This is a genomic window from Aquimarina sp. RZ0, from assembly GCF_008370685.1.
Taxonomy (GTDB): Bacteria; Bacteroidota; Bacteroidia; order Flavobacteriales; family Flavobacteriaceae; genus Aquimarina.
Genome location: NZ_VTZU01000025.1, coordinates 35,149 through 54,419, shown reverse-complemented (window position 1 = coordinate 54,419; position 19,271 = coordinate 35,149). Strand labels below are relative to the sequence as shown.

Genomic DNA, 19,271 nt, shown 5'->3' with positions numbered 1-19,271 from the left:
CTGCAAATCAGTATTATGATTATATAAAGTAAAGAAAGGCTGTCTGGTAATCCAGACAGCCTTTTAAGAAATTGATATAGTTAGTTGAGTCTATTTTTTATTAATAAATCATAATAAATACGATCATTAATTGTATCCTAAAAGTAGGATATTAATACTGCTTTTTCGCTCTAAAAATCTTATCCGCATATTTTAAATTAGAATGTGTACTCATTTCTAAAGAATTCGATACTTATTCAATTCAGTCTTAAAACTATCCATCCAAATTTGCTCTTTTTTAATTTATATTTCAAAATAAAAAGAGGTCGTAGCTTTTAGTTATGTCATAATTTCTTTTTTTGTCTAAGCAAAAAATGGATGTTTTTGTACTTGAGTGGCTTTTAAGCAGCGATGAATACTATCTTTCTTTATCAAAGTCAACAAAATCAAAGAAGCAACATATAATAGACAGGTACCTAAACAAAAAAGGCTGCCTATTATAATATAATAGGCAGCCTTTTTTGTTTTTTAAAGGACTTTGATTTAACTATTCTTTTCCTTTTGCTTAGTTAATAACCTTTTTTTAAGAAATTTACTCTTTTATTACTCGTAAGAATTCGTTTCTCTCTAAACTTCTAATTGCTAAGAAATAAGCTCCTTTAGGAAGATTAGAAAAGTCTATGATATTGTTGGCAGCATCGACATCAACTGATCTCTGTTTAGCTCCCAGAACATTATAAATCTCAACTGATATCTTTTCTCCATCCAGTATTCCTGATAAATTAAGAATATCATTTACAGGATTAGGGAAGCCGGTAAGATGACCACTTGTATCCTCAATAGTACTACGTCCTGTATCTTTATATTTTATAATCAACTGCGGTACTCCCACACTTCTATTCTCTTTTGATGCGAAGGCAAAATCATTTCCTGATGTAGCCTCTAATATTAGACTTACTTTATTGCCTTTAATCAAACCAGCTTTAAGGTTTATTATTTTCTTAGTACCAATTGTATAATTAGTATTTATATTTCCTAATAATGAACCTTTTGCAGGCTTATTGGCATTAGACAAGTTATTTTCAGTCCAATTATCAGAAGTTCCTTTGTATACGTCTAAATTACCATTTCCAGCATCACTATCAACAGTAAACTCTAATTGAGCCTCCAAAATTTCTCCTTTTACAGACGATAAATCAAACATTAAATACCCGGTTCTCCTATTTTGTTCTACACGAACTATATTGATATTTTGTCTGGTATTACCTTGAAGGTATGCATCGTGAATTGTTGATAATGCAACTGTTTCTTCACTATTTGTACTCCCCGTTTTTCTAACAACTGTTATTCGATTAGAAAGATCCAAAGTACCTGTCAATGCCTGAATATTTGTGCCTTTTTCCAAATCTGTCACTTCGCCAGCATAACTCATATGATAAATAAAACAAGTTCCTTCTCCTGCTCCATCAAAATCAACATCTTCTGGAGCCCCCGGGAGCCCCAAGATCGAACCTTGATCATCTGTAACTATCCACTGTGATTGTCCTTTGTTACCTGTTACTTTTACACCAGAAACATTATCTGCAACACCATCACCAACGGTAAACTCAAATGGACCACCACTAACGACTCCACCATCTACTTTTTCTGTAGTAATTATTAATTGTGGAGGGGTGTTAGAACTGTTCTCTTTTGATGCAAAGGCAAAATCATTTCCAGAAGTTGCTGTAAGAATCAAAGAAATCTTATCTCCAGATATTTGACTTATGCTCAAAGGAATCGTTTTCACATTTCCAATTGCAAAAGTACTACTAACCTGTCCTAATTCTGTTCCTATTTCAGGTTTGTTTGTAACCGACAAAGTCGTTTCTGTCCAGTTATTAGAGGTTCCTTCATTTATTTTTACTTCTCCACTTCCAGCATCAGAATTCACTGTAAACTTAAGCTCAGCTTTTGTTATTGTTCCCTGAACAGAAGAAACATCAAACATGAGATATCCTGTTCTTCTATTTTGCTCTATTCTCACAATCTCACTATTTGTTCCTCTAATACCCTGAATAAATGCATCATGAATTGGTGATAAACTAATCGTATCTCCATTACCGCCACCACCTCCAGTAGTATCTTTCTCTCTAGTTACTACAATTGAGTTATTAGAGACTGAAAACTTATCTGATGATAAATCAGCAGCAGTAATATTTTTACCTGTAAGTTGCAAAGATCCTGTATAAGACAATCCATATACTTTACAAATACCTGGTGTAGCCCCTTCAAAATCATGGAAAGAATTTTCTGTGGTAAGGATTTTTCCTGATTCGTCTGTGATTACATAGATATAAGAATTAGATGCTGTACTTGTAGTTCTAAAGTTGATTACATCTGCAACATTATCGCCTGTTATTGTTGTAACGGATGTCAATCCATTTGATGTAGATACCTTACCACCATCTAAAACATCTCCACAATCTGTAAGATTTTCTGCAGGACCTGCTCCACTTGGCTTGGTATACGTTTTGGATAACACAAATTTATCCATTTCGAATCCATCTTCTCTCATAGAAAATGAGATAGTATGTACTCCTGCACTAGGAATATCAAGATATATTTTCTGAGCTTCTCCACAGTGATTAGCATCTGTACGTTGCTTACTTTCCCAAGTCCATTGATTTTTCCCAGAACACCATTGTAATCTTCGACCGGATTCTGGCCATGTCCCATTAATACCAACATGTACTCCATTATCCTCTGTTCCTGAAGAATATGCTCTTACCCAAACAAAGTATTTACCTGCACTAGAGAATTTTATTTTGTAATCTACTATTGCATGTTTTCCTGGGGTATTACTAAAGTTATCACCGTTTAATGGATCTCCGTGAGTGACACGAGTATCTGGTAAGATCTCCAAATATTCACCATCACTGGCTCCACTGTGATGACTCGGGTCTGGATCAGGAGTTGGTGTAGATCCACTACCATTTAGAACATACCATTTTCTTTTTCCATCTTTAGATTGACTTACAAAATGTTCTGCTTCGACTGCGACTACTCCATTTTTTTCTTGTGGAATACAATTTCCACCACCATCACCTCCGCCGGTAACTGTAATAGCGCTTGTTGCGGTTTTACTTCCATCGACAGTAGTCACTGTAATAGTTGCTATACCTGCCGATACGGCTCTCACCACACCAGAATTATTAACTGTCACTACGTTACCATTAGAAGAAGACCAGGTAACAGATTTATTTGTAGCATTATTAGGACTTACTGTTGCATCTAAGTCTTTTGTCTGACCAATACTTAATGTCACATTAGTATCAGAGACATTTACTCCAGTAACAGCAACAGTATTATTTCCTCCACCATTACCTTTCTTAGTAATTAAGGCAACCCAATCATTATTGTCTGGGGCTACTAAATTATTACCCAATGTACTTTTTGATGTTAAGTTACCTCCACTTCGAGGATTATACCACTGCACATCATACTTATTATTTCCTGAAGGTAAATTTAAACCTGTAGAACCTCCTTTAGGCCTGTAAACAGCATAAATTTCTCCTGCTTGTGCAAATACATAATCATTACCATCAGATGTAACTCCATCAGAAGAAACCATATTTATCATATTCGCTTGCAGATAGTTATTAAAAAATGCTAATGCATAGCCTCCTTCTTTATATTTTTTTCCTCTTTTTCTATGATCATTACCATTAATATCGCCATCATCATTGGTATAACCACTGTAGTATTCTACACCAGCGCCACCTGCCATCAAAGTACCCCATAGCACTTCTTCTCTCACTTGTTTATCAGAAACTCTTACTCCTTCTCCTGCATTTCCTTGCTCATCATTGGCAACTACCCATTTCTTTCCTTCGTTTCTGGATTTTTCTACCCATCTCTTAACATCTCTATGAACATTACTTTTTGCTGTTTGAACAGAGGCTCCTGTCAATACAGATTTATTTCCGATTAGAGGATTATAGCCTTCATTCTGTTTCCCAGGAAATGTATGAATTACAATATTATGATCATAAGGGTCTATATCTTTTATATATTTTGCAGTAGCTTTTGCTACATCAACGGGTATGGTAGTTTCTTCTGTTAAATTCCAGTTTAGTGCTAAATGATGACTGAATCTCGCAATTAATTCTCGGTAATACAACTTTCTTTCATTTCCGAATTTATTACCATCCATTTTATTGTCATTCTCAGTTTCCATGGTTTTAAAATGAAGATAAACACCTTTCTTATCAGCGTATTCCATCACTTTTTCCCATTGCGCTAGTTTAGAAACATCAAAACGATCGTGATGTACTTTATTCCATTGACTACCTCTCGAAGTATTACCATATTCTTGTTCTGAAACTTTTAATATGTGAGGAAATACTGCTCCCCCGTCTCCACTTGTATTCCAGGTTAAGAAAGAAACTACGTTTGCTCCTTCTTTTGCAAGGTAATTAAACATTCCCAAAATCTCTGTTCCTTTACCACTCGCCCAAGTATAAGCACTTGCATCTGCTGCTACATAGTCTCTTTGATGAGGTTGCCAGGTTTTATTCCCTATTTTATTTAAATTATTGTTGTAACTGGGAGTTGCATCAAAATCAACATAATTAAAAGCATTTTCTGGCGAATCCGCACCTGCTTTTATAAACCAAGATCCATTAGGACTTCCTGGGTTTGTTCCCACATGTCTTAAATAATGTTCTCCTACGTACTGAAGCCTACCCAAGTCTTTATTTCTAAAATCTTTACCAGACTTATCAGATTCTGCAATTGAAAAGTTACCCGTATCTCCATCCATAAAACCACCTCCGGAGCCGCCTCCGTTCATAGCCACATTAGAACCTTTTTTAAAGGATACAGACCAGTTCCAAGTTCCTGTTCTATCGGGAGTAAAATGAACTCTCCATTTATTTCCTGATGTACAGCTATTGTTTTCTGCATTCCCACAGGCAGCATAATACCCAGGAACTGTATATCTAGCATTACTTCCCTGATGCGTAAATGTTACATCAAGGCGAAAATCTGTAAACGGATTGGGGTTTTCTGTTTCTGAAGTATTCGGTCCATTAAATGTTAATGAAACCTTGTGCCATCTTTTTAGTTCTCCTTCTGCCATCTGTCCTTGCACCAGGAATCCAACAAATAAGAACCCTATTAAAACATTAAGTTTAGTTAGTTTCATGAGATTGTGTTTCGAGTTTTGATTTGGTTTAATAAAATATAAATCCTGTCATTATGCTATAAAATAAATATTTACAAAAAAGCTACTCAAATACAATCGTTTGATACTGAATATCAAATCATTCAAGTCATTTTCTTTATGTATAGCAAAGTCAATTGGCAACTAAAGTACCTCATCACTCATCACAGTTTTTAATAAAACTAGAATATGGATACTAATAAATAGCATTCGTTTTAAAACAACGAGAATTCGATTGAAAAGAATTTTTATTTAAAAATGTGTCCAATTCATGTTGATTACACCTATAGATTTTTATAGCTATCATTCACTGTATTCCTCTCAATAACAACTTCTTAAACTATTTATTTACATATATTCAAAAAAATAAATGAATCAACAACGTCTGTATCAAGAAGCTTTATTACTTTACTTTTGGGAGTATTTGCCTGACCGGGAATAGACAATTTTCATGATTCGAAAGATTTTTGATAAAATTTTGCTTTTGCTGTATTTCTGACCAAATACTAGTTAACAGCCGACTTTCTAAGCTTTTTAATTTGACTAGTTTTAGAGATAAGAGCTTGTTTAAAAACCTTACTTCTTGAAAACAAATATTTTAAGAACCGTGAGCTTACTTCAAATTAATGTAAATATCTCGATATACTCATCATTTGAAGTGTCCTCAGAACCTCAAACTATTGATTTTCAATTTATATTCTTTTTAAACATACTCTAAAATAAAAACCCGTACTCAATCAGATTGAGTACGGGTTTTTAATTATTGAAGCGATCCTTTTATGGATAAATTCTATTTGACAATTCTCCTAATTTGTCTTTTAGTAGCATCTACCACTTCGATAAAATATACGCCTCCTATTAAATCAGAGGTATTAAATTCTACCTGAGTAGCTTTTGATTTTAGAGATTCTTGTTTTAGCATTCTTCCAGAAACATCTAAAAGTTTAATTCTTGCTTTTTCAAAATTTCCCAGACCATCAATGATCAATTTATTGGTGATAGGATTGGGATATGCTATAAACGCTACAGTCTCTGTTTGGATATCTGGGTTTGATCGGATTATCGTTGGTTCGACACCCCAGATAAGGTTTCCATTTAGGTACAACGTTATCTTATCATGAGCACTGTAGCTAGTTATAGTACTATCATAGGAATAGTCATTATCTTCTTCAAAAGGACTCCAATCGGTCTTAGAAAATCTTGTTTGTATAGGACCGGAGTTAGAGTTCCCTACAAGGTCTCCTGCCTCTGAATCAAATGATATTTCCAGATAATCCATACCTCTGGATTGACCAAAGGTGCCATTAATAAAATCTGTGCCTACCTGTGCCCAATCACACCAGAAATTTAAAGTATCATTATCTTCTGATGTAAACCAGTACCTGATAGTGATATCCTGGTACGCTGTTGATTGATTACCTTTATTCACAATCTGAAGATGTGGATTAATCACATTATCAGTATTCTCACCGCGTCCGCCTTCTATATACTCCAGGGCAAGCGTAGTATCGGCTACCTCCTCTATAACACTAATTGTGATTGCTTCTGTTGCTGTTGTTCCTAATCCATTCTCTATGGTTAATACAACATTATATGTACCGATATCATTAAAAACATGAGAAGTAGTGACTCCAGCCTCTATATCTCCATCCCCAAAATCCCAGGAGTATGTAAGCGCATTCCCTGAAGGGTCAACAGATCCCGAAGCGTCAAAATTCACTTCTAATGGGGCTAACCCTTCTATTTTATCTGTTGTAAAACTTGCTAGTAAATCTCCATTAGTTATCCTGATTGTTCCTGTAGCTGTATCTTCTAGTCTCCCATCACTTACAGTCAATGTTATTTCAAAATCACCTGCTTCTGTAAATTCCTGAGATGCAGTAATTCCAGTGGCAGTATTTCCATTTCCGAAATCCCAGGAATAGGTTAATGCATCGTTGTTTGGATCCGAAGATCCGGCAGCATCAAAAGTCAGTATTACCGGAGCGATTCCTGATGTCATATTCGAAACATAAGATGCTACAGGAGGCTGATTAGGATCTGTAACAGTTATTATAATGGTTGTACTATCAGTATTTCCATTACCATCATTCACTGTCAACGTAACAATATGTTCTCCAAATTCTATGAATTCATACACCGTAACTACGCCATCTGCCTTATCTCCGTTACCAAAATCCCATACATATGACAATGTATCTCGATTAGGATCTATTGATCCAGATGCATCAAATGTAACTGATAACGGACCATTGCCTGATATTGCAGATGCCGTTATCACAGCATCAGGAATATCATTAGAAGTTCCAGGTTCTATACCACTAATCAGTTTCCCATTGAGGTATAAGGTAACTTTTTCCCAGGCTATAAATTCTTTTTTAGTTCCATCGTATGAATAATCATTGGTCTGGTCTACATCAGCATAATTACTATTCGCTATTTTGGCTTCTATTCTGCCCGATCCGGCATTTCTGCCCAGCATTCCTGAAGCGGGATCGAAAGTGAGTTCCATATAATATTTATTCCCTTCGGTATTGATAATATTTCCGATTACGTTATTATTACCAATCACAGCATAATCTACAGAAAAATTTTGTGCTAAATCATCTTCTGTTTCATACCAGTATCGTACACTCAGATCGGCATAAGATATATCTTCTGATGAATTGTTGAATAATCTAAAATGCGGTTTTATCACATTACTAACAGCAGCTGTAGAAGCATCTTTATACTCTAATACTACCACGCCTTCTCCTCCTATCTGGATTTTTCTGACAGAAGATTCTTTTGTGACTCCAGTTATACTAGTTGCTACAGATGTAATTTCATATACCCCATCAGAAAGATCTTGCAAATCAAATTCGTAAGGAGCGATCGCATCTTCCCCTACTAATACACCATTACTAAAAAATTCTACTTTTGCAACGGTATTATTTTCATTAATCAAATTAGCTTCTATATGCACATCACTACCAGAAACAAATTTATCTCCTGATTTAGGAGATAGTAAAGAGAGATAAATATGCTCTCCTCCAGACATTTCTTCCATCTTCAATGCGTGTTCTTTGTAGATGGCTACTTCTACATCGCCTTCAAAAACTCCAAATTTATCTCTTGGCGTTTTATCATCCGGAAACCACCAGAAAGCACTTGCTCCTATTTTCTTTTCTTCAATAAAATTATAAATTTCTTCCCACCACTCAAATCGTTCTTGTATTTCTACATTAAACTCTCCTACATATAGTGGTTTTTTAATAATATTATGTGATTCATCTGCCCATTGGCATATGAGCGCCATCGTTTCTTCTAAGGTGAAATCTGCCCAACTTTCTCTTATATACGGATGTGCTGATGTAAAATCTATATAGGGTGATTCATGAATTTTTATGAAATCATTTCCTTCATCTCCACCAAAACCATATTTTAATCCGTGTGCTTCTAAACCTGTTCCTAAAAGGTGATTAGCATCTATATCTTTTATAAATTCTCCCATATCATCTACCCAGGCTCTCAATACATCTGAAGAAAGATCATCTCCAAATCCCTGATATCTGGGCTCATTCATAAGCTCCCAGGCCAGTATCGTGGGATCGTTTCGATATTCTATACCATCATAATGATTGACACGTGTAATAAAATATGCTACATAATCCTTATATCCTTGTATTGCAGCAGGGTGTGTAAAGAACTGTCCCTGGTCATGTGATCCGCCACCACTTACATCTATCCCTTCCCACTTAAGCCGGTCTTTGATTCCTCCATAATCATTCCAATAGTTTTCTAAAGCCACTATTAATTTGATCCCATTGGCTTCTGCAGATTTTATAATATAATCAAAAAGAGAAAATTGCGCTTCGCTGTACACCCCTTTTTCGGGTTCAAAACCATGCCAATCTTCATGACTAAATCCCCATAATCGCACTACTCTGATACCATTGACATATAATCTCCTCATATGGGCATCAATACGATCTTTATCCATAAATTGGGTTTCTATATCTCCACTGGAAGATCCATATGTAAAAAAGTCATACACATTTGTACCTGAAAAGTAATAGGGATTTCCATCCAGCATAAATTTTTCTCCTTCGGCATATACAAAACCTTGTTGCGACGGAATTGTCTGGGCATTGCTATAATAGTTGGCATTTAATAGAAGGTAACATAGAATGAATACCTGTTTAAGAGTAGTTTTCATAATTTCTATTGTATTAAGTTTAGTTAGTTTTCAAAATATAAAAAACCTCTTCTCTTAGCATAAAACTATGAGAAGAGGTTCTATTGGTTATTAGTGTCTGGTCAGAACTAGACACTTAAATAAAATCTATTATTTTGTAATCTGCATAGTTATCGTTTTCTTGTTTTTCTGGATTTGTATAAAATAGACTCCAGATTGCATCGCATTCATATCGAGTACTATTTCTTTCCTGTTTTTTTGAACCTGTTTGATGTGCAGTACTTTTCCTGTAATATCTATAAGTCGTACAAATGCACCTTTAAAATCCTGGTCACTAGCTAAGGTTACATAATCTACAACAGGATTAGGAAATGCTTTTATCATATTCACATCATTTTGATATGGATCTCTAGAAGTGTCTCTACAAGCTGGTGTACTACCATCGTTACTAAAATAAATAGTGAAACCACCATTCTTAGAAACTAACACAAAATTATCTCCATCCAGCGCAGCATTATATGCTCCATCCAAGTTAGGGAACCCGGTATCTAAAAATGTAATATCAGGTTCAGCTGCATTAAAATTCTGACTTTCTATATGAGTTGTCAGATCAGTCCACCAATTAGGAATACCATTATTGGTGTTCATTGATAATTGCCATAAACCATTACTAGACACATCCCAATTTATAGTAAAACCGGTTACATTACTCAAATCTGGCCCTCCAGTACCAAGTACGTGTATTTCTGTAAAGGTTGTATTTGGTATTGTTGGCAATGACGTACTCAGTGGTGTTCCAAAGTTACAATTACCTGGAGTCCCTGGTTGTTCCAGGATGGTTACAATTTTTGCAGCAGTATCTGTAATACCTGTAGCTGTAGATACGGTTAAAGTAACCGTAAAATCACCAGAAGTTGTATATTCATGTGTATTGGTGATACCTGTAGCGGTACTGCTATCTCCAAAATCCCACGAATACGATAAAGCACTGCCATCAGAACTTGTAGAAGCAGCAGCATCAAAACTAATTAGCAATGGAGCGATTCCGGTTGAAATATCTGATGTAAAATCAGCCTCAACTGTAACTGTAGGCGTGCCTATTTCTGTAGCTGTAATCGTTACCACCTCTGAGGTATCCGTCGTAATCCCATCACTGATCGTTAACGTTACTCCATACGATCCTGATTGCGTATATGTATGAGAAGGATTGATCTCATTACTGGTCGTACCATCTGCAAAATCCCACAAATATGTTATTGATGTTCCAGCAGGAAAATCAGATGATGATGAATCAAAATTTACTACTAAAGGAATAGCTCCGGAAATAGGTGTTGCCGAGAAATCAGCTACCAGAACAGGATTAGGATTTTCTACAGAAATCGTAATTGATTCTGAATCCGTTTTACCGTTACCATCATCTACTGTTACCACAACTTCATAATCTCCCGGGCTCTGAAATACATACGATGTTGTTACACCGCTAGCTGTATCTCCATTTCCAAAATCCCAACTATACCTTAAAGTATCTCCATCCGGATCACTAGAGCCTGTAGCATCAAAATCAATCGTCAATGGTGCTATCCCATTCGTTTGATTTGTTGTAATACTTGCAGTTGGTTTTCCATTAGAAGTATCATCATTAACTGTAGGTTCTAATCCCCAAACCAATTCTCCTTTATAATACAATGTGACCAGTACATGTTTCTTTAATGATCGTATTGATCCATTATATGAAAAATCATTGGCTTGATTGTGTGTCTGAAATCCTGAATAGTGTAATCGCGTTTGTATAATACCCGATGATCCATTGGCAGGTAAATTTCCTGAAGATGCACTAAAACCAATTTCCAGATAATTTTCTGATTCATCTATACCAAATTCTCCCGTAGTACCTGTTACAGCGGAGTAATCTACATTAAAGACCATTGGCGCTGTATTCTCTGGCGTATACCAATATCTAATTTTAAAATCACTATACAAATGATTTTCTGATGACTCACTAAAAATCTCGAATACTGGTTTTAATTCTGAAGTTGATACTCCAGAACTATCATCTTTGTAAGCAAGACTAAAATCTGTATCCGGAAGATTACTAAATGCATCATCAACCGTAATTGTTATCTCTGTAGGATCTCCAGAAATTTCTCCATTTGCTTCTGCTAATGATAACTGTATCGTATGTTGTCCTTCATCCAGACCGGTAATCGCTATGGGTGCTATCTCGAACACAGCACCTTTTTCATCTCCGTCGATAAAGTATTTCACATGGCGCCCTCCTAGTTCTATATCCCATTTGATGGTCGAAAACTCAATTTCGAAATCGGGGCCTATCAATCCACCATCTGTAGGAGACTGGATAACTACTGTCGGGTCTTGAGGTATCGGATCATTTGTTACATTAATTGTAATGGTTTCTCCTAAATCAGTAAGAGAATTATCACTACGTTCCATTTGTAATGTTAACTCATGAGGTCCTTCAGATAAGGCTGTTCCATCCGTAAATTCTCCCTCAGCAGCAATCAATCCCCGATCTTGTCCATCAATCTTAAATCTCAATTTATACTGCTGTGATGGTAACTCCCATCCTTCGGTTATAAAATCTACTTTTAACGGAGTATTCACCAGCTCTCCATCAAGTGGAGATTTAAAAAACACATCTGGTAATGGTCCAATAGGAGTATCAGCATCTCCTCCATGAAGTGTCCATAATACAGCTGCATCAAACATATTTAATCCTTCATCTGTAAGTAGATGCATAAATTGATCTCTTAATGGAAATGCAACTCTTCTGGATGGTATTTCTATGCTTGCCTCATAGCCAAATAAAATTGGTACTTCTCCTGCTTTTGCAATGACAATAGCCTCATCTGTTGGTTTCCCAAAGGGTAATCCTTGGGTAATTGAGTATAATGCTGTTTGTGTTCCTGCACCTGCTGCCATAGGGTGATCCGGATTTGAGATTGTAATTGCAGAGAAGCCTTCCTTGGTGAAACCGAAATCAGTATTCAATTCTCCAGCAGTCATTCTAAGTTTACCATACATAAAAGGGTTCCAGGTCATTAATGGAACTTTTGCAGCTTCCAGGTCATTCCCTAATTCTCTTGGATCTACCGTGGCAGAAATCAGTGCCATATCAAAAGGATTGGCCGATTGAGGACTGGTAGCTTCTTCATCAGAAAAGAGCGTTATCTCGAATCCTAATTGCTGCTCTAATCGAGATTTGATCCGCTGATCTTCTGTTGTGAGGTTATTTTTATCTCCTACAACAAATAATACCTTAATTGTATTCTTATATTTTATTGTTGATTCTGGTGTAATAGAAGCTGTTTTACCATTGTTATAAAACACTTTGGCAGAAATGACATACGTTTTCCAGATTATAGGAGTCCACGCAGACTCAAAAGGAGCTGTTGTAACCTCATCTACCAGTGTATTATCAACAAAGTATTGAATTTTAGTCACGCCATCTATATTAGTTTCTACGCTTAGTTTTACAGGATCAGCCTTACTTATAGCCGTTCCATCTTCTGGAGACGCTATTTTTAGTATTTGTTGTGATTCTGAAGCTATTTCTGATCCATCAATTTGCTTAAGATATGCTTCTAATTGCTTTATCTGAGTGGCACTTAAGGTAGAAGTTGCTCCGTGTGCATCATTGGTATTATATACTGTAAGTACTTCTTCTAAAGTTTTGGCTGCTCCATTATGTAAGTAAGGAGCTGTTGCCCAAACATCTTTTAATGTGGGAACATCTAATCCTAACAGTTGTCCGTTTAAACGTTTTCCACTGGTGGTTGATATGGTTCCTACATCGTGTAACTTTCCTGTATTACTATCTGTAAAAGCTTCTCCACTATGACAAGAAGCACATTTTAAATCTTCGAATACTGATTTTCCTGCAACACCATCTGCGGTTAAATTTCCGTTATTCTGGCGATAAGGACTTGCATCAAAGCTATCTAATGATTCTATATAGGCTGTTAATGCATCCAGATCTGTAGATTTACCTTTTTTAGCATCTCCTAATGTTAGCGCTGTAGTTCCTTCATTAAAATCAGCATCACTCATAAATCCTTGTCCTTTAAAATGAGATCGCATATCATTTTCAAAGTCCTGTATCTCATCAAAATTAGCGCTCCAGTGTACTCTCCCGTGAGCAGTACCTGCTCTACCAACCAACGAAATTGTATTACGCAATCCTTCTCCTCTATCGGTAAAATCCCAGGTACGACCATCTTGTGTACCATCCATATGGCAACTTGCACAACTTACATACCCATCAGTTCCCATTTTTAAGTCTGAAGCGTCATAAAATATCTGCTTTCCTTTTAGTACTACCGGGCTTAGTTCTTCATTACTTACAGTAACGACTGTCGCTAATTTTTCTAAAGTATTGCTTCCGGTTTTTATCAGATCTTCTCCATCAAAAATGGTGATACTACGATCCATAAAGTTTTTTACAAAAACACGATCTGTAGTGGGGTCAATTGCTAATCCTTGCGGAGCATTGCCTACATCTTTTTTTAATAGCTCTAATCCTCTTTTGGGATCTATAACTACAATCCTGTTATTGCCCTGCATAGTCACAAATAAATAATTACCTGTAGGCGTATATAGTGCTGAAGATGGTTGCCCATGATTATCTATATCCAATCTCTTGGTTATATCTTCTTTGCCAGTTGTTAAGTTTATAGGAGAAATTGCAGTACGTACGGAATTATCAAAGGTTAATGGTTTTCCGTCTCTGGATATTCCTCTAAGAATATTATCTTTTTTGGCTACTGACCAGGCAGCAGTATTATCTGGATGAATCGTAATTCCTGAAACATAGTTAGGTAATCCCCTTCCTTCATTTCCATTATCCTGTGTAAAATCATCTATTGGTAATGCAATGGTCTCATTTACTGTAAATGTAGTAAGGTTGATTTCCCAAACTTGTCCTGCTTCATCTGGTGAAATAAACTTTGTAACCAATAATTTATTTCCGTCACCAGTAATTGCCAATGCACGTGGTGTCTCTCCAATATCTAATGATGTCTTAATACTATTAGTTGTTGGCGATACTTCTATTATTTTTCCTGATCCGAAAGCAGAAACAAAACCTCTGCTACCATCTGGAGTGAACACAATTCCATATGGGCTTGAACCGCTATCTAATGCTATCTTAGTTTGTAATGTACCATCACTCTTTAGAACATATATCTCATCAGAATCTCTACAAGTGATCCATGCGTTTCCGGCTGCATCTAATGCTATATTTACTGGATCTTGTCCTACCGCTACTTCTTTTATTACAGAAAAGGTATCTGCATTCACTAAGGTTACCGTATTATTATCAGGATTTACAGACCATACAATTCTATTCTCTGCATCTATCGTTATGGGGCTGGATTGAGTTGGTAAATCTGATGGCACTGATGAAACCACCACAATAGATTCTGATCCTACTATAAAACCACCGTTATTATCAGAAACTTGTACTTGTACCTGATAATTACCAGATTCTGTATACGTATGAGAAGTAGTTGATCCAATCCATGCTGTTTTTGGAGATCCATCTCCAAAGTCCCAACGATAACTAAGTGTGTTACCATCCGGGTCACTGGCATTGGCAGTAAAATCTATTTCTGATCCAATTGTAACGGGAGAGGGAGTACTTAGATCTATTCCCGTAATTTCTGGAGATTGGTTAGAAGAATCTCCTCCCGTAGTAAAATAGAAGATGTATTCTTCCATTCCGTTACCTACTGCATCCTCAATTCCTCCTTCTACAAATTTTACTTCATACGTTGTATTGGGTAATAATTTTTCTTTTGGAGCATAATTAATAACCTGATAGGATGTAGAGGTTACGTCTCCTTCTATAGGGCTTCCTCCTAATGGACTTACCTGAATGGTTTTGTCATTGAGTGTTAAATCGTCTAATGTTTCATTGATAACAAAACCAATTGTTGATGTTATCGGTTGATTGATGGCTCCAGCCACAGGAAAGTGATGTCCTACGGTAGGTGGTTTTGTATCTAATCCATCTTGATGTGCAAAAATAGATGTCTTATCATCTCCACTAGCCACTAAGATATGCCCAATTGGCATCCACTGATTATCTATAAATTGTAATGTTTCATCACTTGAAGGAGGGAAAAACTCTTGTTCTATTTCCATCGTTTCAAAATTAAATTTTACTCCTCTGTCAAAACGCCCCGTGAATCCGTATTCATCCTGAAAAATCATGTATCTACCTAATGTTGCCTGATCAGAATGCAGGCTAAAACCTAGTTTTACATCTGTAGGATCACTAATATCAAAACCTACTAAAGCATCAGGCCCTTCATTACCACTCATAAAAACCAAATGATTTCGCCATAACTGAAACCCGGTACTATATTGTTCATGAGGTATATCTCCACCAAAAGATCCTAAAAACTTAATGTTTTCCGGATCTCCGAAATCAAATACATTGATATCTCCTGTCTGCGGTGCATAGAAAACATAATTTCCGATTCTTACCACAACATCGGGTAAAGAAACAGACGTTGGGATATCATCTACCTGAACTCCTGTTCTCATATCAAAAACCCTGCTGCCATCTATGGTATGCGGAAAGGTTTCTAGATTATCAAAATTAGATTGACCATCTTCTACGGTAAATAATATATCAGAAGAAGTTACTGGTTTTCTATCTAACATATTAGAAAGATCCAGATATTTATACCCTGTCCCTTCTACTTCTGGGACAGAATATTCTCTGTAAAAAAGGTCGCCTAATTTCCACCAGCGGTGACCGTTATTAGCGGCATCACTAAATTGTATTCTTTTGGGTGCGGTTGGATTAGAGACATCCCATACGCCTGTTCCTGCTTGTCCATTAATCATCAAATAGTTACGATGATATGTATTAATTCTATCTCCTTCAGGGAAATTAGCCAAAAAAGTCCCAGCTGGCCAGGTCTGAGTTGTCATTTCTGGTCCTGCAGTGCCATCATAAGCATCTACCACAGATTTGACCACTAATCCAAAAGAAATTGATATGGCAATTGCATAAAAAAGACTAAGTTTTATCTTTCTTGTATGCGCCCGCCAACCTTTCTTCTTACTATTTGTTGGTTTCATATTAGTTATAAAGTTTGTGTTTGTTTTCTTTAAAAAAATATAGTTCTGAAGATTTTAAGGGGAAGTAAAAGAAGAAGACAAATTATCGCCTTCTTCTTTTATATATTTTTAAAGTTATTTTTTTATAATCTGCTTGGTAAATACTTGCTTTTTATGAGCAAGCTTAATAAAATACAAACCTGATTTCAGGTCAGCAGTATTTAATTCAGTTTCTTTAACTTTTGATTGAACCATCATAGTTTTTATGACCCTTCCTGTTATATCTACTAAACTAATTCTTGTGCCCTCCATAATATCCTGACTTTGTATCATCAATCTATCTTGTACTGGGTTAGGGAATGCCTTTATTTGTGTAGTATTAGCAGAAATTGGATCTCTAAATGTATTCTCACAATCAGGAGCTGTATCACTATTACTAAAATAAATAGTGAAGCCACCACTTTTAGAGACTAGTGCAAAATTATCACCATCTACTACGGCATTATATCCTCCATCAAGATTTGAGAATCCTGTGTCTGCCAATGTTACTGCTGGTTGTGCTGAGTTAAAACTCTGACTTGTTATTTTTGTATTTAAGTCATTCCACCAGCTTGGTACACCATTATTAGTATTCATTGAGAACTGATACAATCCATTATTTTCCAGATTCCAATTGATCGTAAAGTTAGTGACATTACTCAAATCTGGTCCTCCTGTTCCTAAAACATAAATTTTAGTATAAGAAGCATTGGGTATTGTAGCCAAGGCAGTATTTACAGGGGCACCAAAAGTACAATCTCCTCCTGATGAAAAAGGATTTCTCACTACCTCTATACTGTTAGAAAGATCAAATTCTCCAGATAGTGTAGACAAATTTCCATTTTGTGCAAGACCAGTAATCGTTCCATTATAACTAATATTATAGATAAAACAGCTTCCTGCTCCTGCTCCATCAAAGTCTACAGCTTCTGGTGTAGGTGGTAATCCTAAAATTTTACTTTGATCGTCTGTTATTACCCATTGGCTGGTTTCTCCCATAGCACCTGTTAAAGTAACTCCGGATACATTATCAGCAATACCATCACCCACTGTAAATACAAATGGACCTCCTGTTATAGTCCCTCCATTAATAGTGGGGTTTGTAATAACGGGATTTCTCACTACCTCTATGCTATTAGAAAGATCAAAATTTCCGGATAATGCAGATAAATTTTCATTTTGTGTAAGACCTGTAATCGATCCATTATAACTAATATTATAGATAAAACAGCTTCCTACTCCCGCTCCATCAAAATCTACAGCTTCTGGTGTAGGTGGCAACCCTAAAATTTTACCTTGATCATCTGTTACAATCCATTGACTAGTTTCTCCTATAGTACCTCTTAATGTGACACCAGATACATTATCTGCAATCCCATCTCCAACTGTGAATACGAATGGCCCTCCAGTGATCGTTCCTCCATCTACTAATGCAGGCCCTGGATTGCCTCCTATAACATTCGGGATTAGCGGCGCAAAATGTGGTTTTAACACATCTAATTTCCATTGATTAACCGTTATCCAATCATCTTGTAAAATTCCTCCCGTATCTCCAGAATTAGGATTCATCGTCCAGAAAGTCCAGGAATAAATGTCTCCCATAAAATTCATCCATTCTGTAAACCAAGTATAAGCTACACCATTAAATGCATCTTGATTTTTGATTCCGAATTCTCCGATAAATAAAGGCGAGGTATTATTTTCATATAAATAATGGAAATGTTCTTCCCAAAGACCTGGCATATTCCCAGGGAAATTAGCAGCCTGAAACCAATCTTGTTGTGACACTTCTGGCCCATACTCATGTGCTGAATAGACTAGTTTTTCTGGTTTGGATAATTGAATTGGATATTTTTCAGCTCCTTTTAATTGTCCACCCCACCAATAAGAGTCTCCTTCAAATTCACCAACTCCTTCTACCATAATCAAAACATTAGGATTTACTGCAAGAACAGCATTTCCACATCTTTCTGCCGCTTTGTTCCAATCTGTAGCTGGATTGCTATCACCCCAAGATGATCCATGAGGTTCATTATTTAAATCCATAGCTACAACAGCAGAAAAGTTTTTATATCGATCTGCCATAAATACCCAATCATTAATCCATCTTTCTTCAGAATATTCTGGAGTATACCAAAATGCTTCGTTTAAAAAGCCATCAGCAGCTCTGGAATGATTATCCAACACGATTTTCATATCATTCTCCTGGCACCATCTCACAAAAATATCCAATAATTCTATCGGTTTGCTTACTGTTGTTTCTTCTTCATTCATAGGAGATATTCCAGTATACGCATCTGTACCATAAGAATTTACTGCTATAGTTGCTCCCGGATCCAGCATTTCATTACACCAGGGAACGCGAATTGTATTAAACCCCAGATCTTTTATCTGTTGTAATACACTTTTCATATCACGAGTCCAAATTCCGTGTGGGAAGTATGTTTGAGTTTCAAAACCAAACCAATTTACTCCTGTAAGTCTAACTTCTTTTCCAGTGGCATCATATAATTTATTACCGGAAGCTGTTAAGAAATTTTGTTGCTGAGCAAGTACTTCTGATACGTTTATGCATATCAGTACTGCTATGGCTATATATTTTATTATTTTTTTCATGTATTTTATTTTTCACATTACACCTTGTTGTTGTAGAATATTGAATCAATTATACAGATGTACTAAATGAAGTTTAACACCTATTTCATTACTTATAGAATGAAATAGGTGTTATTTATTTTTGTTTTCTAAAATCAGAAAATCTAAAAATAAGAGAGGCTCTAT

General features: G+C 36.0%; 4 protein-coding genes. All 4 read right to left on the bottom strand.

Features of this window, described 5'->3' with window-relative positions:
• Positions 1-571: 571 nt before the first annotated feature.
• The 4 genes from F0000_RS11185 to F0000_RS11170 all read right to left on the bottom strand — a co-directional run bounded on the left by F0000_RS11185 (position 572) and on the right by F0000_RS11170 (position 19,106).
• Complete coding sequence (locus tag F0000_RS11185; protein WP_149624802.1) at positions 572-5,167, bottom strand: DUF5060 domain-containing protein; 4,596 nt, start codon at positions 5,165-5,167, stop codon at positions 572-574.
• An 808-nt stretch (positions 5,168-5,975) separates the two neighbouring features.
• Positions 5,976-9,383, bottom strand: a complete 3,408-nt coding sequence (locus F0000_RS11180; RefSeq protein WP_149624801.1) for a PKD domain-containing protein — start codon at positions 9,381-9,383, stop codon at positions 5,976-5,978.
• 129 nt (positions 9,384-9,512) lie between these two features.
• Positions 9,513-16,472: a PKD domain-containing protein gene (locus tag F0000_RS11175; protein ID WP_149624800.1), complete on the bottom strand. Its 6,960-nt coding sequence runs from the start codon at positions 16,470-16,472 to the stop codon at positions 9,513-9,515.
• Positions 16,473-16,586: 114 nt separating this feature from the next.
• Entirely contained in the window at positions 16,587-19,106 is a 2,520-nt protein-coding gene (locus F0000_RS11170) for a cellulase family glycosylhydrolase (RefSeq protein WP_149624799.1), read from the bottom strand.
• Between the last annotated feature and the right edge of the window lie 165 nt (positions 19,107-19,271).